Below are 22,984 nucleotides of genomic sequence, written 5' to 3' on the forward strand. Positions count from 1 at the left end.
CCTCTCGCAGGTGCCGCTCGGGTGGGTGGAGCCTGCCGAGAATACAAAGCCGGGCGGCCCCCGCGCCCCGGGCGACCGCACCGCGAGACCGCCGGTCCCAGGGGGCGGGAGCGGTCCGCGGGGTCCGCCCACCGCCCGCGCCCCCGCCGCACGTCCTCCGACCTTTCACCGCCGGGCGCCGCCCCGCGGGCCACCGCCGGACGGCGAACGCACGGACCCGGAAAGCGAGTTCGGCTCCTCGGACCCCACCCGGCCCACCACCCGGGAAAGCCCTTGCCGGGGGCCTTGACCGGCCCTCGTGCCCCTCCTATGGTCGCCACGCCACCCACGACGTAGGACGTGGGACCTCTCAGGGAGGCAACGACACAGTGAGCGATCTGACCTCTCGGACCGTGCACCGCGCGGCCGGCCCGGACCGCAGGTCCTTCCTCCGGTACACGGGCGCGCTGGGCGCGGCCGCCGCCGTCACCACCACCCTCTCCGCCTGCTCGTCCGGCCCCGAGTCCACCAACGACACCGGGGACGGCGGCACCGGCGGCGGCGCGACGCTCACCGCCGTGATCGGCTACGGCAACGACGGCAGCTGGGACCCGACCCAGACCGCGTCCGCCTTCGCGATGGCCGGCAACGAACACATCTACGAGGGCCTGCTCGGCACCGACCCGATCACCCGCGAGCCCTACGCCGCGCTCGCCACCGGGCTCCCGGCCGACCCCAGGGCCACCACGTGGGCGTTCACCCTGCGCCCGGGCGCGAAGTGGCACGACGGCAGGCCGGTCACCGCCGACGACGTCGTGTTCGTCTTCGACCGCATCCTCGACCCGAAGACCCAGACCCTGGCCAAGGGCTTCTTCGCGAGCTGGCTCAAAGAGGTCAGGAAGACCGGCGCGACCTCCGTCGAGCTGGAACTGAAGTTCCCCTTCCCCGACGGCGCCGCCCGCCTCTCCCTCGCCAAGATCATGCCGAAGCACGTCTTCTCGAAGCCGGGCGCCTGGGACGAGGCCACCCGGGGCAAGGCGGTCGGCTCGGGACCGTACCGGCAGACCGCCCACCACCCGAAGTCCAACACCACCTTCGAGGCCTTCGACGACTACAACGGCCCGCGCAAGGCCGCCTTCGCGAAGATGAACTGGCTGACCATCGTGGACGCCGCGCCCCGCGTCGCGAAGATCTCCGGCGCGGGCGCGGACGCGGAGATCGCCGACAACATCCCGTACGCCAACATCGGCAGGCTCAAGCAGAGCGGCATGAGCGTCGAGGGCGGCGCCGGGATGAACAACCTGTTCCTGCTCTTCAACACCGCGCACCGGCCCTTCGACGACATCCGCGTCCGCCAGGCCCTGCACTACGCCATCGACCGCGACAAGATGATCGAGGCCGCCCTCAAGGGCCACGGCAAGGCCTCGACGTCGTTCCTCGACGAGGCCAACCCCTCCTACCGGCCCGCGAGGACCGTGTACGCGTACGACCCGGCGAAGGCCGAGAAGCTGCTCCGGGAGGCCGGGGTCGGCAAGCTCAGCGTCCGTCTGATGGCCGTCAACGTCAGCTGGATCGTGGACTGCCTGCCCACCATCCAGGAGGGCTGGGAGAAGCTCGGCGTCGACGTCACCCTGGACCCGCAGGAGACCACCGCCGTCTTCACCAAGCTGGACCAGAAGAAGGACTTCCAGGTCGTCGCGGCCGCCTCCAACCCCAACCAGTTCGGGCTCGACGCCGACCTGATCATGCACTACAACTACGGCCCCGAGAACCTGTGGATGGGCTACGCGCGCTGGGCCGACGCCGCCGTCGCCAAGAAGCTCTTCCGCGACATGGACCGGGCCACCCGCGAACCCGAGGCGGGCCGCAAGAAGGCCATGGTCCAGGACTACATCGACGTCGTCGCCGAACAGGCCGTGCTCTACCCGGTCGTGCACAACGAACTCATGACCGCCTGGGACCCGAAGAAGGTCACCGGCGTCAAGGCCCAGCCGTATCCCGGCATCAACCTGCTGCAGGCCCGATGGACGTGACCCCCGCCCGGTCCGGGAGGCGCGCGCCGTGACCGCCGTCCTCAGGATCCTGGCCCGCCGCATCGCCCTGCTCGTCCCGCTGCTGCTCGGCATCGTGCTCTTCGTCTTCCTCGTGATGCGGTTCTCGGACGTCGACCCGGCCTCCGCCTTCTTCCAGGGCGCCAACCCCACGCCGGAACAACTGCACCGGTTCCGCGAGGAGAACGGGCTCCTCGATCCGCTGCCCGTCCGCTACATCGCCTTTGTAGGGGACCTCCTCCACGGCGACCTGGGCATCAGCGTCCTCAACCGCTCCCCCGTCATCGACCAGGTCACCACCGCCCTGCCGCTCACCGTGCAGCTGACCTTCCTGGGCCTGGGCATCGCCGTGGTGCTCTCCCTCACGCTCGGCGTCACCGCCGCCATCCACCGCGACCGGCTGCCGGACCAGCTCATCCGCGTGCTGTCGCTGACCGGCGTCGCGGCGCCCGGGTTCTGGCTGGCGCTGCTGATGATCCAGTACCTGGCGGTCGACCTCGGCTGGTTCCCGACCGGCGGCTACATCAACCCCGCCGACTCCTTCACCGGGTGGCTCAGGACCATGACGCTGCCCGCCCTCGCGCTCTCCCTGCCGGTCGCGGCCGGGCTCACCCGGATCATCCGCACGGCCGTCGTCGAGGAGCTCGACAAGGACTACGTCCGCACCGCGATCGGCTGCGGGCTGCCGCCGGTGGTCGTCGTCGGCCGCAACGTCCTGCGCAACGCCCTGATCAACCCCCTCACCGTGCTCGGCCTGCGCGTCGGCTACCTGCTGGGCGGCGCGGTCGTCATCGAGACGATCTTCTCGCTGCCCGGCATGGGGAAGCTGATGATCGACGCCGTGAAGAACGGCGACCCGGCCGTGGTGCAGGGCGTCGTCCTCACCACCGCCGTCGGCTTCGTCGTCGTCAACCTCGTCATCGACGTCCTGCACCTCCTGGTCAACCCGCGCCTGAGGGGGTCGGGCTGATGTTCCCCTCACGCAAGGAGCTGGCCGCGCGGCTGTCCGTGCCCGGACCGCGCCCGCTCGGCAGGCTCCCCGTGCTGTCCCGGATCGCGGTCGGCGTCGTCGCCCTGGTCGCCCTGGTCGCCCTGTTCGCCCCGCTCATCGCCCCGCACGACCCGCTCGACCAGCAGCCGCAGGCCGACGGCACGGGCCACCCCTCCGGCGACCACTGGATGGGGCAGGACAGCCTGGGCCGCGACATCCTCAGCCGCCTGATGTACGGGGCCCGCTGGTCGCTGGCCATCGGGCTCGGCGCCACCCTGCTCGCCCTCGTCGTCGGCGCCGTCATCGGCGCGGTCGCCGCGACCTCCCGCAAGGCCGTCGACGAGACGCTGATGCGCTGCCTGGACGTCGTCATGGCCTTCCCCGGCATCGCGCTCGCCGCCGTGCTCGTCGCCGTCTTCGGCGGCGGCATCACCGTCCTGATCTGCGCCATCGCCTTCCTGTTCACGCCGCCCGTCGCCCGCGTCGTGCGCGCCAACGTCCTGGACCAGTACGGCGAGGACTACGTCACCGCAGAACGCGTCATCGGCGCCCGCACCCCGCACATCCTGATCCGCCACGTCGCCGTGAACTGCGCGGCGCCCGTCCTGGTCTTCTGCACCGTGCAGGTCGCCGAGGCCATCGTCTTCGAGGCCTCGCTCTCCTTCATCGGCGCCGGGGTCCGGCCGCCCGACCCCTCCTGGGGCAGCGTCATCGCCGACGGCAAGAACATGGTCCTGATCGGCGGCTGGTGGGCGACGGTCTTCCCCGGGCTCCTCATGCTGCTCACCGTCCTCGCCCTGAACATCCTCTCCGAGGGCGTGTCCGACGCCTGGGCGGCGCCCTCCGGACGCGACGTCACGGGGGCGGCCCGCACCCAGGACCGCCTGGAGGCCCCCGAACCCGGCAGCGGCCGCGTCCTCGACCTGCCCGGCCTCACCGAGGCCGCCCGGCGCCTGCGCGCCCGCGCCCGGCCCCTGCCGACCGGCGCCCCGGTCCTGGACGTGGCGGACCTGACCGTCTCCTTCCCCGGCCGCCACGGCGGTGTGGACATCGTCGACGGCATCGGTTTCGCCGTACGCCCCGGCGAAGTCCTCGGCCTGGTCGGCGAGTCGGGCTGCGGCAAGTCGCTCACCGCGCTGACGGTGATGGGCCTGGAGCCCAAGGGCGCGCGGGTCGGCGGCCGCGTCACCTTCGACGGCCGGGAGCTCACCGGCCTGCCGATGCGCGCCCGGCGCCGCCTGCTCGGCCACGACATGGCGATGATCTACCAGGACGCGCTGTCCTCCCTGAACCCCGCGATGACCGTCCGCGCCCAGCTCGCACAGGTCGTCCGCAGGGGCGGCCGGCGCAGCCCCGCCGCGCTCCTGGACCTGGTCGGCCTCGACCCCGCCCGCACCCTGCGCAGCTACCCGCACGAGCTGTCCGGCGGCCAGCGCCAGCGCGTCCTGATCGCCCTCGCCCTCTCCCGCGACCCGAAACTGATCATCGCCGACGAGCCGACGACCGCACTCGACGTCACCGTCCAGGCGCAGATCATCCAGCTCCTGCTGCGCCTGCGCGCGGAACTGGGCTTCGCCCTCGTCCTCGTCTCCCACGACCTGGCACTCGTGGCCGACGTCACCGACCGGGTGGCGGTGATGTACGGCGGACAGATCGTCGAGACCGGCGTGACCGCCGACCTGGTCGGGGCCCCCGCCCACCACTACACGCGCGGGCTGCTCGGCTCGGTCCTCTCCCTGGAGTCGGCCGAGCAACGCCTCACCCAGATCCGGGGCGTGGTCCCGTCCCCCGCGGACTTCCCCCCGGGCTGCCGCTTCGCGGACCGCTGCCCCGCGGCGACCGACGTCTGCCGCCGCGACCCCCCGGCCCCCCGCGGCACCCCCGCCCACACCACGGCCTGCCACCACCCGGCACCCGCGGACACGAGCCCACCCCCGGGGGCGCGGGGAACGGCGCGAGCAACCACGACGAGGCGCGAGCAGACATGACCACAGCACTCGTGGAACTGGACGACGTGCACGTGGTGCACAGGGCCCGCTCGGGAGGCCTGTTCTCCCGGGACCACGTGTACGCCCTCACCGCCGCATCCCTGACGGTCGCCCGCGGCGAAACCGTCGGCGTCGTAGGCGAATCGGGCTGCGGCAAATCCACCCTGGCCAGGGTCCTGCTGGGCGTACAGCGCCCCACCCGGGGCACCGTGACCTTCCTCGGCACCGACCTGTGGACCATGAGACCCGCCCCCCGCCGGACGGCGATCGGCACGCACGCCGCCATGATCTTCCAGGACCCCTCGACCGCCCTGAACCGCAGGCTCCCGGTCCGCCGCATCCTGCGCGACCCCCTGGACGTCCACCACCGCGGTACCCCGGCCCGGCGCGAGGACCGCGTCAGGGAGCTGATGTCCCTGGTCGGCCTGCCCGCCGCCCTCGCCGACGGCCTCCCCGGCCAGCTGTCCGGCGGACAGCGCCAACGCGTCGCGATCGCCCGCGCCCTCGCCCTGGAACCGGACCTGCTCGTCGCCGACGAACCCACCAGCGCCCTCGACGTGTCCGTGCGCGCCCAGATCCTCAACCTCCTCCTCGACCTGAAGGAACGCCTGGGCCTGGCCCTCGTGTTCGTCTCCCACGACATCCAGACCGTGCGCCGCATGAGCGACCGCGTCGTCACGATGTACCTCGGCCGGATCGTCGAGGAGTCGCCCGCCGCCGAGATCCCCGACCGCGCCCGGCACCCGTACACCCGTGCCCTGTTCTCCGCCACGCCGGGCCTGCTCGACCCCATCGACCCGATCCCGCTGGCCGGTCCCGTCCCCTCGGCGACCCGGCCGCCGAGCGGCTGCCCCTTCCGCACCCGCTGCTGGAAGGCGGACGAGACGTGCGCCGACGCGATGCCGGAGGCGCGCATGGCGGGCGCGGGGCACCGGTTCCGGTGTTTCCACCCCGTCGACGAGGGACAGTCGACCCACGACCTCGTCGCCCGGGCCGCCGCCACGGCCCCCGTCCCGCCCCCCAGGGAGCAGCCATGACCCTCCGCGCCCCGCTGACCGGTGTCGTCCCGCCCGTCTGCACCCCCCTGACACCGGACCGCGAGGTGGACACCGCCTCCCTCGCCCGGCTCGTCGACCACCTGGTCGCGGGCGGCGTCGACGGCCTGTTCGTGCTCGGCTCGACCTCGGAGGCCGCCTATCTGACGGACCGGCAGCGCACCCTGGTCGTGGACACCGTCGTACGGCACGTGGGCGGCCTGCTGCCGGTCCTCGCCGGGGCCATCGACATGACGACGCCCCGCGTCCTGGACCACGCGCGGGCCGCCGCGGCGGCGGGCGCGGACGCCGTCGTCGTCACCGCGCCCTTCTACGCGCGGACCCACCCGGCCGAGATCGCCCGCCACTTCCGGCTCGTCGCACGGGACTGCCCGGTGCCGGTCCTCGCGTACGACATCCCGGTGTCGGTGCACGCCAAGCTGGACCCGGACCTCGTCCTGGAACTGGCCGGGGACGGCGTCCTGGCCGGCCTGAAGGACTCCAGCGGCGACGAGGGGGGCCTGCGCGCCGTCGTCCTCGGCCGCCGCGCGGAACCCGCGCTCGCGGGCTTCGGCGTCCTGACGGGCTCCGAGGTGACCGCCGACTCGGCGCTCGCGATGGGCGCGGACGGCGTCGTGCCGGGGCTCGGGAACGTGGACCCCGCCGGGTACGCACGCCTGTACCGGGCCTGCCGGGACGGCGACTGGGCGCGGGCGCGGACCGAACAGGAGCGGCTGTGCGGCCTGTTCGGCATGGTGACGGCCGGTGATCCGGCCCGGATGGGCGCCGGTTCGTCCGCGCTCGGCGCGTTCAAGGCGGCGCTGCACCTGCGCGGCGTGATCGCCTGCCCGGCGACCGCGGAACCCCAGATCCCGCTGTCCCCGGCGGAGACCGAACGGGTCGGCAAGCACCTGGCGGCGGCGGGCCTGCTCTGAGGTCCGCCCGCCGGGTCCTGCCGCGCCTCAGGGAGACCCGGCCGGACCCGGCGGCCCGGGGGCGACGAGACCCGACTCGTAGGCCACGATGACCAGTTGAGCCCGGTCCCGGGCGCCGAGCTTGCCCATGATCCGGCTGACGTGCGTCTTGGCGGTCAGCGGGCTCAGGCCCAGCGTGTCGGCGATCTCCTGGTTGTTCAGGCCGCGCGCGACGAGCCGCAGGACCTGCCGCTCCCGCCCCGACAGGCCGTCGGGTCCGCCGCCGCAGGACAGCGCGGTGTCGTCCGGGGCGCGCAGCACCCGGGCGATCAGGCGGGCCGTGGGGCCCGGCGACAGGAGGGAGTCGCCGGCGGCCACCGTGCGGATGGCGTCCAGGAGTTCGGCGGGCCTGGTGTCCTTGACGAGGAAGCCGGACGCCCCGGCGCGCAGCGCCTCGACGACGTGCTCGTCGGTGTCGTACGTCGTGAGCATCAGGACCTTCACGCCCGCCAGGTCCTCGTCGGCGGCGAGCAGCCGGGTCGCCTCGATGCCGTCGAGGTCGGGCATGCGGATGTCCATGACGACGAGGTCGGCGCGCGCGGAGCGCGCCAGGTCGACCGCCGCACGCCCGCTCCCGGCCTGCCCGACGACCTCCATGTCGGGCGCCGACTCGACGAGCATGGCGAACGCGGCGCGGACCAGCGTCTGGTCGTCGGCGAGCAGCACGCGGATGGTCATCGCGGTCCTCCCGGGCAGCGGACCGTCACGAGAGACCTCCCAGGGGCACGGGTGCCAGGGGCAGCACCGCCGACACCATGAAACCTCCCCCGGGCCGCGGTCCCGCGTCCAGGGTGCCGCCCACCGTACGCGCCCGCTCCCGCATGCCGACGAGCCCGAACCCCGGCGCGCGGCCGGTCGCCGCGGCCCCGGCGCCGGCGCCGTTGTCGGACACCCGCACGTGCAGCGCCGCGTCCCGGGGGTGCACCGACACCCGGACGGTGCTCCCGGCCCCCGCGTGCCGGACGACGTTGGTGAGCGCCTCCTGCACGATGCGGTAGGTGGCGACGCCCACGGCGGGCGGCGCCTGGCAGGGCGTCACCGTCAGCTCGACGCGGGCTCCGGCGGTGCGGGCCGCCGCGGCCAGGTCGGGCAGCCCGTCGAGTCCGGGCAGCGGGCCGCGCGCCTCGGTGTCCTCGTCGTCGGCGCCGGACCGCAGCACCTGGAGCGTGGCGCGGAGTTCGCCGCGGGCGGTGCGGCAGGTCTCGGCGACCTCGTCGAGCGCCTTGGCGACGGCCGCGCGGTCGAGCCGTTCCGGGTCGGCGGCGAGCACGTGCGCGGCGACGGACGTCTGGACGCCGACGAGCGTGATGCTGTGCGCGAGCAGGTCGTGCAGGTCGCGGGCGACCCGCAGCCGTTCCTCGGCGACGCGGCGGCGCGCCTCCTCCTCGCGGGTGCGCTCGGCCCGCTCGGCCCGTTCCAGGACGGAGGCGACGTACTGCCGGTGGATGCGCACGTACACGCCGAGCAGCAGGAAGGAGACGATCCAGCCGGAGATCCGCAGCGACTCGGCGCCCTCGGACAGGCCCTCGTGGAACTTCAGGCTCAGCATGATGGCCATGACCCCGGCGCCGATGAGGGCGCTGTGCAGGGGCCGGGAGCGGGAGGCCACGGTGAACAGGCCGGTCATCGACACCGCCATGGGCGCGGTGTGGTTGACGTCCATCGAGTGGTAGGTCAGCAGGACCGCCATCAGGACGAGCATGACGCGCACCGGCGCGCGGCGCCGCCACACGATGACGACGTGCGCGACGGCCAGCAGGGCCCAGCCGAGCGCGTTCGGCGGGCTGCCGTTGTCCCGCACGACCCGCACGATCACCACGGCGCTGACCGCCATGGCCAGGGCGAACAGCACGTCGGTGCGCAGCCGTTCGCCGGGGGCCGCGGGTCCGAGGACACGCTCGACGAGGTTGCGGCGGGCCGGGCACGGCCGGGCGCCGGGAGCGGTGAGGGAGGCTTCCACCGCCCCATCCTCGGGCACGCGGGCGCCCCTTGAGGAGAGGAGGGACGCCCGCGGGGGCCTGCTCAAGGCGAGGGGACCCGGACCGGCTCGGCGCCGTGGGCCGGTGGCGGCGCGGCCGGGGCGGGGCGCCGGGAGAGCGGGCCCGGCCACCACACCCGGCGGCCGAGGGCCACGCTCGCGCTCGTCACCAGGTAGGTGCGGACCAGGAAGGTGTCGAGCAGCACGCCGACGGCGATGACGAAGCCCAGCTCGACGAGCTGGACCAGCGGCATGTTGGTGAGCACGGCGAACGTCGCGGCGAGGACGAGGCCGGCCGAGGCGACGACGCCGCCGGTGGTGCGCAGCGCGGTGAGCGCGGCCGTCCCCGGCTCGGCCCCGTTCAGGCACTCCTCGCGCATGCGGTGCATCAGGAAGATGCCGTAGTCCACGCCGAGCGCGACGAGGAAGACGAAGGAGAGCAGCCCGAGTCCCGGGTCGGTGCCCTCGAAGCCGAAGAGCGGTTCGAGGACGAGGCCCGCGATGCCCAGCGAGGCGCCCCAGACGGCGACGACGGCGAGGAGCAGCAGCAGCGGCGCGACGATGCTGCGCAGCAGGGCGACGAGGACCAGCAGGACGGCGCCGAGGACGAGCGGCACGACGATGCCCCGGTCGCGGGCGCTGGTGTCCTTCAGGTCGAGCTGCTGGGCGCTGGATCCGCCCACGTGGGAGTCGTCGAGGCGGTCCCGCAGCGCCTTGATCGTCGCGGTCTCCCCGGCGGACTCGGGCGGGGCCTGCGCGGTCACGGAGATCTCCGTCCAGCCCTTCGCGGTGCGCCCCCGCTCGGCGGCGCCGACGCCCCGGGTGGCGCGGACCGTCGCGAGGGCGGCGTCGGCCCGGTCGGCGGGTGTCATGACGGTGATGGGCTGGGTGCCCTGCTCGGGGTAGGCGGCGGTGAGCGTCTCCATGGCGGACACCGACTCCGGTGTCCTGGTGAAGGCGTCCTCCTGCTTGAGCGCGCCGGGCAGGTTCAGCACGCCGAGCGCGAGGGTGCCCAGGAGCAGCGCGCCGCCCGCGAGGACGGCCAGGGGCCTGCGCCCGGCCGACGCGCCCATGGCGGTGAAGAGGCCGCGGCGGCGCCGGGGCGTGCTCCCGAAGGCGGGCACAAGCGGCCAGAACACGCGGCGGCCGAGCAGCACGAGGACGGCGGGCAGCAGCGTCAGCATGGTGGCGAGGGCGCACAGCACGCCGACGGTGCCGAGCGGGCCCATGCCGCGGCTGCTGTTGAGGTCGGCGGCGAGCAGGCAGAGCAGCCCGGCGGCGACGGTTGCGGAGGAGGCGAGCACGGCGGGTCCGCAGCCGCGCAGCGCGGCGGCCATGGCGTCGTGGGGGCGTTCGTGCCTGCGCAGCTCCTCCCGGTAGCGGGAGACGAGCAGCAGGGCGTAGTCGGTGCCCGCGCCGAAGACGAGGATGGTCATGATGCCTGAGCTCTGTCCGGTGACGGACGTCCCGAAGGCCTGGTGCAGTCCGTACGCGACGCCCATCGCGAGGTAGTCCGCGGCGCCCGCGACGGCGAGCGGCACGAGCCACAGGAAGGGGCTGCGGTAGATGAGGACGAGCAGCAGCGCGACGACGCCGGCGGTGGTGTAGAGCAGCGGCCCGCCGAGCGAGTCGTAGACCTCGCCCGCGTCGGTGTCGAGCGCCCCCGCGCCGCCGACGTCGACGCGCAGGCCGCCCCCGCCGTTAGCGATGTCCCGGACGTCCTCGACGAGGGCGTCCCGCTTGTCCTCGTCCTGGCCCGGTCCGGTGCTGGCGACCGGGTACATGAGGGTGCTGCCGTCCTCGGCGGGCACGCCCCGCGGCTCGGCGACGAGCCGGTGGGCCGCGGCCACCTCGGCGACCTGGTCGCGCGCGGTCGTGCGGTCGGCCGCGGTGAGCCCGCCGTCCCGGTGGTACACGAGCACCAGCTCGGTGGCCTCGCCCCCGGGCAGCTGTTCCTGGATCCTCGCGACTTCGGTGGAACCCGCGCTCGCCGGCAGGTAGTCGACGGCCCGGTCCTCCTGGACGTCGGCGAGTTTCGCCGCGAAGGGCGAGGCGAGCGCGAGCACGACGATCCACAGCCCCAGAAACACCCAGGGCACGGCACGCCGTCGCCGTCGCGGCACGGCGGTGTTCTGAGCGGCCCCCATGGCCGGCCTCCTTCGGAGTGATGACAGGTACGGGGTCAACACTCCCGGTGGCGCGGGGCGAATCCGTCGGGCGCGAGGGCTGGTTCGGCGGTACGCCGTGGGGAGGCCGGGGCCGGGGACTACTCCCCGCGGAGTACGCGCGGGGCGTTCCCGGCCGGACCGCTCAGGACGGCGTCCGTGCCGTCGCCAGGAGGCGGGTGACGTCCTCCGCGCAGATCGTCAGGGCGCAGCCCGCCGTGGTGAGCACGTCGCGTTCGGGCGTGGTGTAGGGGCCGTCCGCGAGGGCGATGCGGGCGCCCTTCAGGAGCAGGGCCTCGCGGCCGGCGGGGGCCAGGTGCGGGGCCAGCGGGCCGAGCGCCTCGTGGAGTTCGATGGCGAGGCCGGGGCCGCAGTCGGGCTCGGTGGCGCGTCCCGCGTCCGTGGCGAGCGCCTCGACGAGGGCGACGAGCTGTTCCTCGGTGCAGTCGTCGTAGCCCGCGCCGTGCAGCGCGGCGACGGCCGTGTCCAGGGTGGCGCGGGCGCAGGTGCCGCCGGTGGACAGGACCGCGAGGACGATCGTGTGGACGGCGTCGCGGAGCATCGCGGAGAGCCGGGTGGTGGTGGGGTGGTCCAGGACGTCCGGGTCGAACAGGTCCTGGCAGGCGGCGCACTGGACGACGGGGCCGCGGGTGCCGCGCGGCACGAGGGGCAGGCCGCACAGGACGAAGCGGCGCCGGCCGGTGAGCCGCTGGTAGTTGCGGTCGCCGCCGCAGGCCGGGCAGAAGAACTCCCCGTCGCCCACGGTGTCCCAGGCGGTGTGCACGCCGAACATGCGCCGGTACAGCGCCCGCCCGCGTGAGACCGGCTTGGCGGGGATGCGGGAATTCCGGCCGTTTCGTCCCCGATCTGGCAGCACCACGCACCTCCGTAACTCCCCGGCTGCATTGCCGCGTTGGCGTGATGTTAGCCACATCGATGATGCGGCGTCAGCACCTCGCACAGGAGAGCGAGCCGAACGTGGCCGGGAGACGACGCGGCCCCGCCCGCCGGAAGGGCGGACGGGGCGGGAGGAAATCGCCGGTGGACTAGCGTGCGGCGCGGTTGACGGCGGAGACCGCGGCCTTCAGGGAGGCGCGGGTCGTGTTGGCGTCGATGCCGATGCCCCAGAGCACCTTGTCGCCGATCGCGCACTCGATGTACGAGGCGGCCTGCGCGGACGCGCCCTCGCTCATCGTGTGCTCCTGGTAGTCCAGCAGGCGTACGTCGATGCCGATGCCCTGCAGCGCGTCGAAGAACGCGGAGATCGGGCCGTTGCCCGAACCGGTCAGGACGGTGTCCGCGCCGTCCAGCGTGGCCTCGACGGTGAGGGTGTCGACGCCGTCGGTGTCGGTCGTCGTCTGGCCGTTCTTGACCTGAATCCGACCCCAGGGGTTCGCCGGGTTCGGCAGGTACTCGTCCTGGAAGACGCTCCAGATCGCGCCCGGCGTGACCTCGCCGCCCTCGGCGTCGGTCTTCGCCTGGATGATCCGCGAGAACTCGATCTGCATGCGGCGCGGCAGGTCCAGCTTGTGGTCGTTCTGCAGGACGTAGGCGATGCCGCCCTTGCCGGACTGGGAGTTGACGCGGATGACGGCCTCGTAGGAGCGGCCGACGTCCTTGGGGTCGATGGGCAGGTACGGCACGGCCCACTCGATGTCGTCGATCGTCTTGCCCTGGCTCGCCGCGCGGGTCTCCATCGCGTCGAAGCCCTTCTTGATGGCGTCCTGGTGGGAGCCGGAGAAGGCGGTGTAGACGAGGTCGCCCGCGTAGGGGTGGCGCGGGTGGATCTCCATCTGGTTGCAGTACTCGGCGGTGCGACGGATCTCGTCGATGTCCGAGAAGTCGATCTGCGGGTCGACGCCCTGCGAGAAGAGGTTCATGCCCAGCGTCACCAGGTCGACGTTGCCGGTCCGCTCGCCCTGGCCGAACAGGCAGCCCTCGACGCGGTCGCCGCCGGCCATGACGGCCAGCTCGGCGGCGGCCACGGCGGTGCCGCGGTCGTTGTGCGGGTGGATGGACAGGCAGACGAACTCGCGCCGGGAGAGGTTGCGGGACATCCACTCGAAGCGGTCCGCGTGCGTGGAGGGCGTCGAACGCTCCACGGTCGCGGGCAGGTTCAGGATGATCTCGCGCTCGGCGTCGGGCTGCCAGACGTCCATGACGCCCTCACAGACCTCCAGGGCGAAGTCCAGCTCGGTGTCGGTGAAGATCTCGGGGCTGTACTGGTAGCCGAAGGCCGTACGGTCGTCCAGCAGCTTGTCCGCGTACTCCATGACCAGGCGGGTGCCGTCGACGGCGATCTGCTTGACGGCGTCGCGCGAGCCGCGGAAGACGACATCGCGCCACACGGGTGCGGTGGCGTTGTACAGGTGGACCGTCGCGCGCCGCGCGCCCTTCAGGGACTCCACCGTGCGCTCGATGAGCTCCTCGCGCGCCTGGGTCAGGACGGAGATCGTCACGTCCTCGGGGATCGCGTCCTCGTCCTCGATGATCGACCGCACGAAGTCGAAGTCGGTCTGCCCCGAGGAGGGGAAGCCGACCTCGATCTCCTTGTAGCCCATGCGTACCAGCAGGTCGAACATGGCGCGCTTGCGGGCCGGGGACATCGGGTCGATCAGGGCCTGGTTGCCGTCGCGCAGGTCGGTGGAGAGCCAGCGCGGCGCGACCGTGATGCGCCGGTCCGGCCAGGTGCGGTCGGGGATGTCCACCTGCTCGTACTGCCCGTACTTGTGGACGGGCAGGGAGGTGGGGCGCTGGAAGTTCGGCATGTGCGGGGCTCCTCGGAAGTGTCCTGAAGGACGGCCGACGGTCTTAGCGCAACGCCGAACTCCGCGGGGAGGGGGTCGGCCTCGACTACAGGCCCTCGCCGCGGCAGCTAAGGAGAAGCAGCCCGAATCGCATGATGAACCGCAGCCTAGCCGAGCCGCACCGGATGCGCGGGCCCGTATCAGTATGCGGGACCGGGGGCAGGTTACGGCCAAGAGGTGATCAATACCTCTATTTCACTAATCATGGTCGCAGGTAGTGACAGCGGCATGACCCAGTGCCACATTGCCGCCATGACCGCCAACCCGACGGGCTTCGAGCCCGTCTTCTGCACGATCGTGCCGCCCCACGTCCTGGACACCCTCGCCCGGAGCCAGGACCCGGCGCTCTCCGCGCCCGCCCGCCGCACCCTCCAGCGGGACGCCTTCGAGCGCACCCAGCGCCGCCTGACCACGGTCGTCGGCGCCCCCTCCGTCGCGGCGCCCAAGGAGGCCGCCGCGGACAAGCCGCACCGCACGATCCACGACGCCAAGCACCGCACGGAGCTCCCGGGCCGCAAGGTGCGCGGCGAGGGCGACAAGCCCGGCAAGGACGCCACCGTCAACCGCGCGTACGCGGGCCTCGGCGCGACCTTCGAGCTGTACCAGAAGTCCTACGAGCGCAATTCCATCGACGGCGGCGGCCTGCCGCTGAACGCCACGGTCCACTACGGCGAGGACTACGGAAACGCCTTCTGGAACGGCGAGCAGATGGTCTTCGGCGACGGCGACGGCGAGATCTTCCTCGACTTCACCATCCCGGTGGACGTCATCGGCCACGAGCTCACCCACGGCGTCGTGCAGTACACGGCGAACCTGACGTACTTCGGCCAGCCGGGCGCCCTGAACGAGTCCCTCGCGGACGTCTTCGGCTCGATGATCAAGCAGTACACGCTCGGCCAGACCGCCGCCGAGGCCGACTGGCTGATCGGCGCGGGCCTGCTCGCCCCGCGCGTCACGGGCAAGGCGCTGCGCTCCATGAAGGAGCCCGGCACGGCGTACGACGACGACGTGCTCGGCAAGGACCCGCAGCCCGCCGACATGGACCACTTCGTGCGCACCGGCCGCGACAACGGCGGCGTGCACATCAACTCCGGCATCCCCAACCGCGCGTTCTTCCTGGTCGCCGACGCCCTCGGCGGTCACTCGTGGGAGCGCGCGGGACAGATCTGGTACGCCGTGCTGACCGGCGGCGAGCTGGCGCAGGACGCGTCGTTCACGGACTTCGCGAAGCTGACGGTCGCCGCCGCGCGCGCCAAGTACGGCGACGGCGACGAGCTCAAGGCCGTCGTCGACGCGTGGTCCACGGTCAAGGTGCCGGCCACCGACGGCTGACGCCGCGCTTTCGGCCGCCCCTCCGGTGGAGTAGACAGGACCCATGCGTATCCAGGTGAAGCGGACCGGAGGATTCGCGGGCATCGACCGGCATGCCGAGGTGGACACCTCGCAGCTGGCCGATGCCCCGGAATGGCACGCCCTGGCCGAGAAGGCCCTGGCCGAGGGGCGGGGCGCCCCGCCCCTCGGAGTGCCGGACGGTTTCCACTACCAGCTGACGGTGGACGGGCGGACGGTGTACTGCGCGGACCCGCGGCTCACGGAGCCCCAGCGGAAGCTGATCTCACGGGTCCTGAAGGAGGGTTCCTAGCCCGCGGCCGCCCCGGCACGGAAAACCTGAGCCTTGTTCATCTTTTCCGCGCACGCCCATTGACTTCCGTACCGGCCGGTACGGAGGATCCCGCCCATGGCATCGAGTGCGGCGTCACCGGCGCGATCACCCCTTCCCCCGTTCCCCCGCGACTTCCTGTGGGGCGTCTCCACATCGGCCCACCAGATCGAGGGCGCCGTCGACGAGCGCGGCGCCTCGGTCTGGGACGCGTTCACGGCCGTGCCGGGGAACGTGAAGGACGGCAGCACGGCCGCCGTGGCCTGCGACCACTACCACCGCTACCGCGAGGACGTCGCGCTCGTGCGCGACCTGGGCGTGGACGCCTACCGCTTCTCCGTCTCCTGGCCGCGCGTGCTGCCGGCCGGGGCGGGCGCGGTGAACCCGGCGGGCCTCGACTTCTACGACCGCCTCGTCGACGAGCTGTGCGCGGCGGGCGTCCGCCCCGTCCCCACGCTCTTCCACTGGGACACCCCGCTCGTCCTCCAGGAGACCGGCGGCTGGCTGAACCGGCGCACCGCCGAACGGTTCGCCGAGTACGCGGCCGTGGTGGCCGCCCGCATCGGCGACCGCGTCACCAAGTGGATCACCCTCAACGAACCCGCGGAGCACACCCTGCTCGGCCACGCGCTCGGCCAGCACGCCCCCGGCGAGCGGCTCCTGTTCGACGCGCTGCCCGCCGCCCACCACCAGCTCCTCGCGCACGGCCTCGCCGTACGGGCGCTGCGCGCGGCCGGCGCCCGTGACATCGGCATCGCCAACTCGCACGGCCCGACCTGGCCCGCCTCCCCCGCCGACGAGGACACGGCCGCCGCGGACCTCTACGACGTCCTGCTCAACCGCCTCTTCGCCGACCCGCTGCTGCTCGGCCACTACCCGGAGGGCTTCGGGGAGCTGATGCCCGCGGCCGACCTCGACGCCGACCTGAAGATCATCGCGGAGCCGCTGGACTGGTACGGGGTGAACTTCTACCAGCCGACGAAGGTGGGCGCCCCGCTCCCCGGCGGCACCGCCGCCGAGTTCTCCGGCGTCACCCTGCCGCCCGAACTCCCCTTCTCCCCGCGGCAGATCGAGGGCCATCCGGTCACCGGCTTCGGCTGGCCGGTCGTGCCCGACGCGCTCACCGAACTCCTCACCGCCTTCCGCGACCGCTACGGCGACCTCCTGCCGCCGCTGGTCATCACCGAGAACGGCTGCTCCTACGAAGGGCTCGACGACCAGGACCGGATCACCTACCTCGACGGCCATCTGCGCGCCCTGCACCGGGCGGTGGAGGCGGGCGTGGACGTGCGCGGCTACTTCGTCTGGTCGCTGATCGACAACTTCGAGTGGGCGGAGGGCCACCGCCAGCGCTTCGGCCTCGTCCACGTCGACTACGCCACCCAGGAGCGCACCCCGAAGGCGTCCTACCACTGGCTGCGCGAGGTCCTGCGGGCGCGCCGCCCATGACCGCCCCCGCGCTGCGGGAGCCGACCGAACGGGTCGGCCGCGGCTGGACGGCCTCGCTGTCGGTCGCCAACGGCGCGATCTGGGTGGGCTGGTACGGCCCGCTGCAGATCCTGCTCGCCCTCCAGGCGGAGGACCTGGCCCCGGCGGGCACCTCCAAGGAGACCGTCCTCGCCTGGGTCACGGGCGCCGGCGCGGTCGTCTCCCTCGCCGCCAACCCCCTCTTCGGCGCGCTCTCGGACCGCACCACGTCGTCCCGGGGACGGCGCACCCCGTGGATCGTGGCGGGCACCGCGGGCGGCGCCGCCGCGCTGCTGCTGCTCTCGGCGGCGGGCTCGGTGTGGTGGATGGCGGCCGGCTGGTGCCTGGTCCAGCTCACCCTCAACGCGGCCTTCGCCGCGGTCACCGCCGCCGTCCCCGACCGCGTGCCGCGCGCGCAGCGCGGCTCGGTGGGCGGCTGGCTCGGCGCGGCCCAGCTCCTCGGCGTGGTCGTCGGCACGGGGCTCGCGACGGCGGCGGGCGGCACGGTCGCGGGGTACGCGGCCTGCGCGGTCTTCACCGTGGCGGGCGTGCTGCCCTACGTCGTACGCCACCGGGACCTGCGCCTGGCCGCCGCCGACCGGCCGCCGTGGGACCGGCGGGCCTTCCTCGCCGGGTTCCGGCTCAGCCCGCGCCGCCACCCCGACCTGGCCTGGGCCTGGCTGACCCGCTTCCTGATCAACGTCAGCAACTCGGTGGTCCTGCTCTACCTGCTGTACTTCCTGCGGGACCGCCTGGCCTACCCGGACCCGGAGCGGGGCGTGCTGATCCTGACGGCCGTGAACGGCGTGACGATGCTCGCCACGGTCGTGGTGGGCGGCGCCTGGTCGGACCGGGTGGGGCGCCGCAAGCCCTTCGTGGTCTGGTCGGGGGCGCTGATGGCGGCGGCGACGGGGCTGCTCGCGCTGTGGCAGACCTGGCCGGGCGCGATCGTCGCGGCGGCGGTCCTCGGCGTCGGCTTCGGCGTCTTCACGTCGGTGGACTTCGCCCTGATGACGGACGTCCTGCCGACGGCCATGGACCGCGGCAAGGACCTCGGCGTCATCAACATCGCCAACTCGCTCCCCCAGGTCGCGGCCCCGGCCCTGGCGGCCCCGATCGTGACGCACCTCGGCGGCTACCGCACCCTCTACCTGACGGCGGCGGTGATCGGCCTGGCCGGGGCGGCGCTGGTGAACCGGATCAGGGGGGTGCGGTGACCATCGATGATCAGGGGGGGCGGTGAGGCGCCCCGTCCGCCGGGCCCCCTCAGAAACCGAGCTTGCGGAGCTGGCGAGGATCCCGCTGCCAGTCCTTGGCGACCTTCACGTGCAGGTCCAGGAAGACGGGCGTGCCGAGCAGCGCCTCGATCTGCTTGCGGGACTTGATGCCGACGTCCTTGAGCCGCTTGCCCTTCGGGCCGATGATGATGCCCTTCTGGCTGGGCCGCTCGATGTAGACGAACGCGTGGATGTCGAGCAGCGGCTTGTCCGCGGGCCGGTCCTCGCGCGGCAGCATCTCCTCGACGACGACGGCGATGGAGTGCGGCAGTTCGTCCCGCACGCCCTCCAGCGCGGCCTCGCGGATCAGCTCGGCGACCATGACCTGCTCGGGCTCGTCGGTGAGGTCGCCCTCCGGGTAGAGCGCGGGGCCCTCGGGCAGCAGCGGCACGATGAGGTCGGCGAGCAGGCCGACCTGCTGGTCGCCGACGGCCGACACCGGCACGATCTCGGACCACTCGAAGCCGAGCTCCACGGCCAGCTGGTCGATCGCGATGAGCTGCTCGGCGAGCGTCTTGCCGTCGACGAGGTCGGTCTTGGTGACGATCGCGATCTTCGGCGTCTTCTTGATGGAGGCGAGCTCCTTGGCGATGAAGCGGTCGCCGGGGCCGAGCTTCTCGTTCGCGGGCAGGCAGAAGCCGATCACGTCGACCTCGGCCCAGGTGGTCCGCACCACGTCGTTGAGCCGCTCGCCCAGGAGCGTGCGCGGCTTGTGCAGGCCGGGGGTGTCCACCAGGATCAGCTGCGCGTCCGGGCGGTGCACGATGCCGCGCACGGTGTGCCGCGTGGTCTGCGGCCGGTTCGAGGTGATCGCCACCTTCTGGCCGACCAGAGCGTTCGTCAGGGTGGACTTGCCCGCGTTGGGGCGGCCGACGAAGCAGGCGAAGCCGGCGCGGTGGACGGCCTCGGACGGCTCGGCTGATGACGGGGTACGAACGCTCATGGCGCCCATTGTCCCTGATCCCGGGAGCCCCGCCGCACCGGCCGGACCGCGGGCGGGCCGGGCACGCCCCGCGGGCGCCCCACCGGCGCCCCGCGTGAGCCCCCGGAAACCCCCCGGCAACACGAAACACGGCGGAAACCCGCGGGTGCCCGTTCCGAAACGCGGGCCGGTGACGCTCTCCCCCCATGACGACCTTCGCCGCCCCCCACCTCGACACGGGCGACACCGCCTGGCTGCTCGCGGCCACCGCGCTCGTCCTCCTCATGACGCCGGGCCTCGCCCTGTTCTACGGCGGCATGGTCCGCACCAAGAGCGTCCTGAACATGCTGCTGATGTCCTTCGTGGCGATCGCCCTGGTCACCGTGGTCTGGCTGGTCGCCGGCTACTCGCTGGCCTTCGGGGACGACACCTTCGCGGGCCTGATCGGCGGCCTCGACCACGCCGGGATGGCGGGCATCGGCCCGGACTCCCTCACCGGCACGGTCCCCACCCTCCTCTTCACCACCTTCCAGCTGACCTTCGCGGTCATCACGGCGGCGCTGATCAGCGGCGCGATCGCGGACCGCACCCGGTTCGCGGCCTGGCTGGTGTTCGTACCGGTGTGGACGCTGCTCGTATACGTTCCGGTGGCGCACTGGGTGTGGGGGCCGGACGGCTGGATCGCGAACGCGCTGGGCGCCCTGGACTTCGCGGGCGGCCTGGTCGTGGAGATCGCGTCCGGCGCCTCCGGTCTCGCGCTGTGCCTGGTGCTCGGCCCGCGCATCGGCTTCAAGAAGGAGGCGATGCGCCCGCACAACCTGCCCATGGTGCTGATGGGCGCCGGTCTGCTGTGGTTCGGCTGGCTCGGCTTCAACGGGGGCTCGGCCCTCGGCGCGAACGGCCTGGCGGCGGCCTCGCTCCTGAACACCCTGGTCGCGGGCTGCACGGGCCTGCTCGGCTGGCTCTTCGTGGAGCAGCGCAGGGACGGCCACCCCACCACGTTCGGCGCGGCGTCGGGCGCGGTGGCCGGGCTCGTCGCGATCACCCCGTCGTGCGGGGTCGTGGGCCCGGTGGGCGCGGCGGTGATCGGCCTGGCGGCGGGCGTCGTCTGCTCCTACGCGGTCGCCTGGAAGTTCCGCCTCGGCTACGACGACTCCCTCGACGTCGTGGGCGTGCACCTGGTGGGCGGGGTGGTCGGCACGCTCCTGATCGGCCTGTTCGCGACGGCCACGATGACGGCGGGCGGTCAGGAGGGCCTGTTCTACGGGGGCGGGCCCGGTCAGCTCGGCAAGCAGGCGGTGGCGGTCGTGGCGGTGGCCGCGTACACGTTCACCGTCACGTACGGCATCGGGAAGGCCGTCGACCGGCTCATGGGCTTCCGGGCGTCGGCGGAGGACGAGGTGACGGGCCTGGACCAGACACAGCACGCGGAGAGCGCCTACGATCACGGCGTCCTGGCGGGCCCGGTGGGTACCGCCTCGGTCAAGGCCTCGGCCAAGAAGGGGAGCCCCGCCGCATGAAGCTGATCACCGCGATCATCAAGCCGTTCCGCCTGGACGAGGTGAAGACGGCGCTCCAGGAAATCGGCGTCGACGGCCTGACGGTCACCGAGGCGAGCGGCTACGGGCGCCAGCGCGGGCACACGGAGGTGTACCGCGGCGCCGAGTACCGGGTGGACCTGGTCCCCAAGGTCCGTATCGAGGTGGTCGTCCCCGACCTGGACGCGGACCCCGCCATCGACGCGATCGTCCGCGCGGCCCACACGGGAAAGATCGGCGACGGAAAGGTGTGGTCGGTCCCCGTCGACACGGTGGTCCGGGTGCGGACGGGGGAGCGGGGGTCCGACGCGGTGTGACCTCCGGTCGGGTGAACGGTCCCACGGGGCTCGCCCTATCACCGGCTCCGCCGAGTTCGTCCTCAATCGCCGGACAGGCTCAAAATCCCCAACCTCGCCCCCCCTCAGCCGGGAACCCCATCCCGTCCCGGAGATTCCACACCGCCCCGGGAACTCCAGCCCGGCCGGGAAAATCCAGCCCGCCGGGTAAATCAGCCCGGCCGGGTAAATCAGCCCGTCCGGCGCTTGAGGACGAACCCGGCGAAGCCGGTGACGCACGATCAAGCCCGTCCGGCGCTTGAGGACGAACCCGGCGAAGCCGGTGACGCACGATCAAGCCCGTCCGGCGCTTGAGGACGAACCCGGCGAAGCCGGTGATGCGGGATCAAGCCCGTCCGGCGTTTGAGGACGAACCCGGCGGAGCCGGTGATGCGGGATCAAGCCCGTCCGGCGCTTGAGGACGAACCCGGCGGAGCCGGTGATGAAAGGGGAAAGGACACCGGCGGATGCCTAGGTCGCTGCCACCCGTTCCCGGACCTCCCCGTCCGCCCCCGCGAGGAACACCGGCGTCCCGGCCCCGCCAAGGTCCCGCACAGCGGCGAGGTCCTCGGAGGAGACCCCCTCCGCCCCGGAGACGACCGCCGCCGCCTCCAGCGACTCCGCCCCGGACGCCACCGCCATCGCCACCGCGGTCCGCAGCGCGGAAAGCCGCAGCGAGTCGAGCGCGACCGTCCCCGCCACATACGTGCGCCCGGTCTCGTCCCGCACCGCGGCCCCCTCGGGCACCCCGTTGCGGGCCCGTGCGGAACGGGCCAGGGTGACGATCTTGCGGTCCTCGGGATCCAGCGCGGCGCTCTCAGTCATGCCCCGAGCATACGGAGCACGCCCCGCTAGCCCGCCACCGGATGGATCGACCCACGACGCCCCTCGGGCGAGGCGAGCCACGCCAGCTTCCCCGCCGTGTCGGCCTCCGCGTGCGGCAGCGGCGTGTGCAGCACGATCGTGAGATCGGGCCTGGCCGGCACCTTCAGCTGCGTCGACTCCAGGAACAGCGCCCCCACCACGGGATGCTCGATCTCCTTGGCGATCTGCCCGCCGGGCACGATGTCCCGCCGCTCCCACAGCTCCCCGAACTCCTCGCTCACCGCCCGCGCCTCGGCGACCACCGCGGCGAACCCGTCGTCCGCGGGAGCCTCCGAGCACGCGGCCCGGTACATCGCCACGACCTGCGGCGCGTTGCGCTCCCAACTCGTCGCGCGGGCGCGGTAGATGGGGTCGGTGAAGAAGGTCAGCAGGCAGTTCTCGGACGTCTCCGAACGCATCCCGAGGACCGCGGCGGCCGCGTCGTTGTACATCACGCAGTTCCAGTACGCGTCCATGATGTGCGCCGGATACGGCAGCCAGGTGTCGATGAGCCGGTGCAACCCGTCGCACATGTCCTGGTCGTCCCTGGCCACCTCGGGCGGCGGCGGGTTGAGCCCGGACAGCACGTACAGATGACGCCGCTCGGCGCCGTTCAGCTTCAGCACGCGCGCCACGGAGTCCAGGACCTGCGGCGACACGGAGATGTCACGGCCCTGCTCCAGCCACTGGTACCAGGAGGCGCCGACACCGGCGAGCACGGCGACCTCCTCGCGGCGCAGCCCCGGCGTGCGCCGCCGCGCCCCGCCGTCCGGGAGCCCGGCCTCCGCGGGGCTGATCCGCGCCCGGCGGCTCATCAGGAACTCCCGCAGTTCGCCGAGGCGGCGCGCCTTCGAGGCGTCCGTGCCCGACGTCGAGACCGACGCTGTTGTCATGTGGCGCTCCCCCAAGCCCTGACTGGTGTTCCGACCACCAGCATAAGTTCCCGCTCCCCAC

19 protein-coding genes are annotated in these 22,984 nt (G+C 73.0%); 11 read left to right on the forward strand and 8 right to left on the reverse strand.

Going from position 1 to position 22,984, the window contains the following annotated elements; all coding sequences use genetic code 11:
- Window positions 1-368 precede the first annotated feature (368 nt).
- Genes ACFYXE_RS14170 through ACFYXE_RS14190 form a run of 5 tightly spaced genes read left to right on the forward strand, consistent with a single transcriptional unit; the run spans window position 369 to window position 6,978 of the window.
- On the forward strand, window positions 369-2,012 hold the full coding sequence (locus ACFYXE_RS14170; protein ID WP_389312232.1) for an ABC transporter substrate-binding protein: 1,644 nt from the start codon (window positions 369-371) through the stop codon (window positions 2,010-2,012).
- Between the two features lie 28 nt (window positions 2,013-2,040).
- Complete coding sequence (locus tag ACFYXE_RS14175) at window positions 2,041-3,000, forward strand: ABC transporter permease (protein ID WP_389312234.1); 960 nt, start codon at window positions 2,041-2,043, stop codon at window positions 2,998-3,000.
- The gene (locus tag ACFYXE_RS14180) at window positions 3,000-5,009 is read left to right on the forward strand and encodes a dipeptide/oligopeptide/nickel ABC transporter permease/ATP-binding protein (RefSeq protein ID WP_389312236.1); all 2,010 of its coding nucleotides are present in this window, start codon (window positions 3,000-3,002) and stop codon (window positions 5,007-5,009) included. The genes ACFYXE_RS14175 and ACFYXE_RS14180 overlap by 1 nt, the downstream gene beginning before the upstream one ends.
- Window positions 5,006-6,046 (forward strand): oligopeptide/dipeptide ABC transporter ATP-binding protein, encoded by a 1,041-nt coding sequence (locus ACFYXE_RS14185; protein ID WP_389312238.1) that lies wholly within the window; start codon window positions 5,006-5,008, stop codon window positions 6,044-6,046. The genes ACFYXE_RS14180 and ACFYXE_RS14185 overlap by 4 nt, the downstream gene beginning before the upstream one ends.
- Entirely contained in the window at window positions 6,043-6,978 is a 936-nt protein-coding gene (locus ACFYXE_RS14190; RefSeq protein ID WP_389312240.1) for a dihydrodipicolinate synthase family protein, read from the forward strand. Before ACFYXE_RS14185 ends, ACFYXE_RS14190 begins: the two co-directional genes overlap by 4 nt.
- A 27-nt stretch (window positions 6,979-7,005) precedes the next feature.
- Here the strand turns inward: ACFYXE_RS14190 and ACFYXE_RS14195 are convergent, their stop codons facing one another.
- The 5 genes from ACFYXE_RS14195 to leuA all read right to left on the reverse strand — a co-directional run bounded on the left by ACFYXE_RS14195 (window position 7,006) and on the right by leuA (window position 13,928).
- Complete coding sequence (locus tag ACFYXE_RS14195; RefSeq protein ID WP_389312242.1) at window positions 7,006-7,695, reverse strand: response regulator; 690 nt, start codon at window positions 7,693-7,695, stop codon at window positions 7,006-7,008.
- Between the two features lie 25 nt (window positions 7,696-7,720).
- Entirely contained in the window at window positions 7,721-8,977 is a 1,257-nt protein-coding gene (locus ACFYXE_RS14200; protein ID WP_389312244.1) for a sensor histidine kinase, read from the reverse strand.
- A gap of 62 nt (window positions 8,978-9,039) precedes the next feature.
- A complete protein-coding gene (locus tag ACFYXE_RS14205) occupies window positions 9,040-11,142 on the reverse strand; it encodes an MMPL family transporter (protein ID WP_389312246.1) in 2,103 nt (700 codons plus the stop codon).
- A 163-nt stretch (window positions 11,143-11,305) separates the two neighbouring features.
- Window positions 11,306-12,037, reverse strand: a complete 732-nt coding sequence (locus tag ACFYXE_RS14210; protein ID WP_389312248.1) for a TerB family tellurite resistance protein — start codon at window positions 12,035-12,037, stop codon at window positions 11,306-11,308.
- Between the two features lie 169 nt (window positions 12,038-12,206).
- The gene (leuA, locus tag ACFYXE_RS14215) at window positions 12,207-13,928 is read right to left on the reverse strand and encodes a 2-isopropylmalate synthase (protein WP_361176424.1); all 1,722 of its coding nucleotides are present in this window, start codon (window positions 13,926-13,928) and stop codon (window positions 12,207-12,209) included.
- 291 nt (window positions 13,929-14,219) lie between these two features.
- Between leuA and ACFYXE_RS14220 the strand changes: the two genes are divergently transcribed.
- The 4 genes from ACFYXE_RS14220 to ACFYXE_RS14235 all read left to right on the forward strand — a co-directional run bounded on the left by ACFYXE_RS14220 (window position 14,220) and on the right by ACFYXE_RS14235 (window position 18,311).
- Entirely contained in the window at window positions 14,220-15,299 is a 1,080-nt protein-coding gene (locus tag ACFYXE_RS14220; RefSeq protein ID WP_389312250.1) for a M4 family metallopeptidase, read from the forward strand.
- A 43-nt stretch (window positions 15,300-15,342) separates the two neighbouring features.
- The gene (locus ACFYXE_RS14225; RefSeq protein WP_389312252.1) at window positions 15,343-15,609 is read left to right on the forward strand and encodes a protealysin inhibitor emfourin; all 267 of its coding nucleotides are present in this window, start codon (window positions 15,343-15,345) and stop codon (window positions 15,607-15,609) included.
- A gap of 96 nt (window positions 15,610-15,705) precedes the next feature.
- Window positions 15,706-17,076 carry a GH1 family beta-glucosidase gene (locus ACFYXE_RS14230; RefSeq protein WP_361176430.1) on the forward strand — a complete coding sequence of 457 codons (1,371 nt, stop codon included), beginning with the start codon at window positions 15,706-15,708 and terminating at the stop codon, window positions 17,074-17,076.
- Window positions 17,073-18,311 carry an MFS transporter gene (locus ACFYXE_RS14235; protein ID WP_389312254.1) on the forward strand — a complete coding sequence of 413 codons (1,239 nt, stop codon included), beginning with the start codon at window positions 17,073-17,075 and terminating at the stop codon, window positions 18,309-18,311. The genes ACFYXE_RS14230 and ACFYXE_RS14235 overlap by 4 nt, the downstream gene beginning before the upstream one ends.
- Before the next feature lie 49 nt (window positions 18,312-18,360).
- On the opposite strand, the gene era is transcribed toward ACFYXE_RS14235, so the two are convergent.
- Window positions 18,361-19,323 (reverse strand): GTPase Era, encoded by a 963-nt coding sequence (gene era, locus ACFYXE_RS14240; protein WP_361176434.1) that lies wholly within the window; start codon window positions 19,321-19,323, stop codon window positions 18,361-18,363.
- A 176-nt stretch (window positions 19,324-19,499) separates the two neighbouring features.
- On the opposite strand from era, the gene ACFYXE_RS14245 reads away from it, so the two are divergent.
- Together ACFYXE_RS14245 and ACFYXE_RS14250 are read left to right on the forward strand one after the other, a co-directional pair.
- Window positions 19,500-20,813 carry an ammonium transporter gene (locus ACFYXE_RS14245; RefSeq protein ID WP_389312256.1) on the forward strand — a complete coding sequence of 438 codons (1,314 nt, stop codon included), beginning with the start codon at window positions 19,500-19,502 and terminating at the stop codon, window positions 20,811-20,813.
- Window positions 20,810-21,148 (forward strand): P-II family nitrogen regulator, encoded by a 339-nt coding sequence (locus ACFYXE_RS14250; protein WP_389312258.1) that lies wholly within the window; start codon window positions 20,810-20,812, stop codon window positions 21,146-21,148. The genes ACFYXE_RS14245 and ACFYXE_RS14250 overlap by 4 nt, the downstream gene beginning before the upstream one ends.
- A 489-nt stretch (window positions 21,149-21,637) precedes the next feature.
- Here the strand turns inward: ACFYXE_RS14250 and ACFYXE_RS14255 are convergent, their stop codons facing one another.
- Both ACFYXE_RS14255 and ACFYXE_RS14260 read right to left on the reverse strand, forming a co-directional pair.
- Entirely contained in the window at window positions 21,638-21,991 is a 354-nt protein-coding gene (locus ACFYXE_RS14255; RefSeq protein WP_389312260.1) for a cytidine deaminase, read from the reverse strand.
- A 26-nt stretch (window positions 21,992-22,017) separates the two neighbouring features.
- Window positions 22,018-22,923 (reverse strand): helix-turn-helix transcriptional regulator, encoded by a 906-nt coding sequence (locus ACFYXE_RS14260; RefSeq protein WP_361176442.1) that lies wholly within the window; start codon window positions 22,921-22,923, stop codon window positions 22,018-22,020.
- Between the last annotated feature and the right edge of the window lie 61 nt (window positions 22,924-22,984).

The sequence above is a fragment of the Streptomyces sp. NPDC002564 genome (assembly GCF_042889645.1).
Classification (GTDB): Bacteria; Actinomycetota; Actinomycetes; order Streptomycetales; family Streptomycetaceae; genus Streptomyces.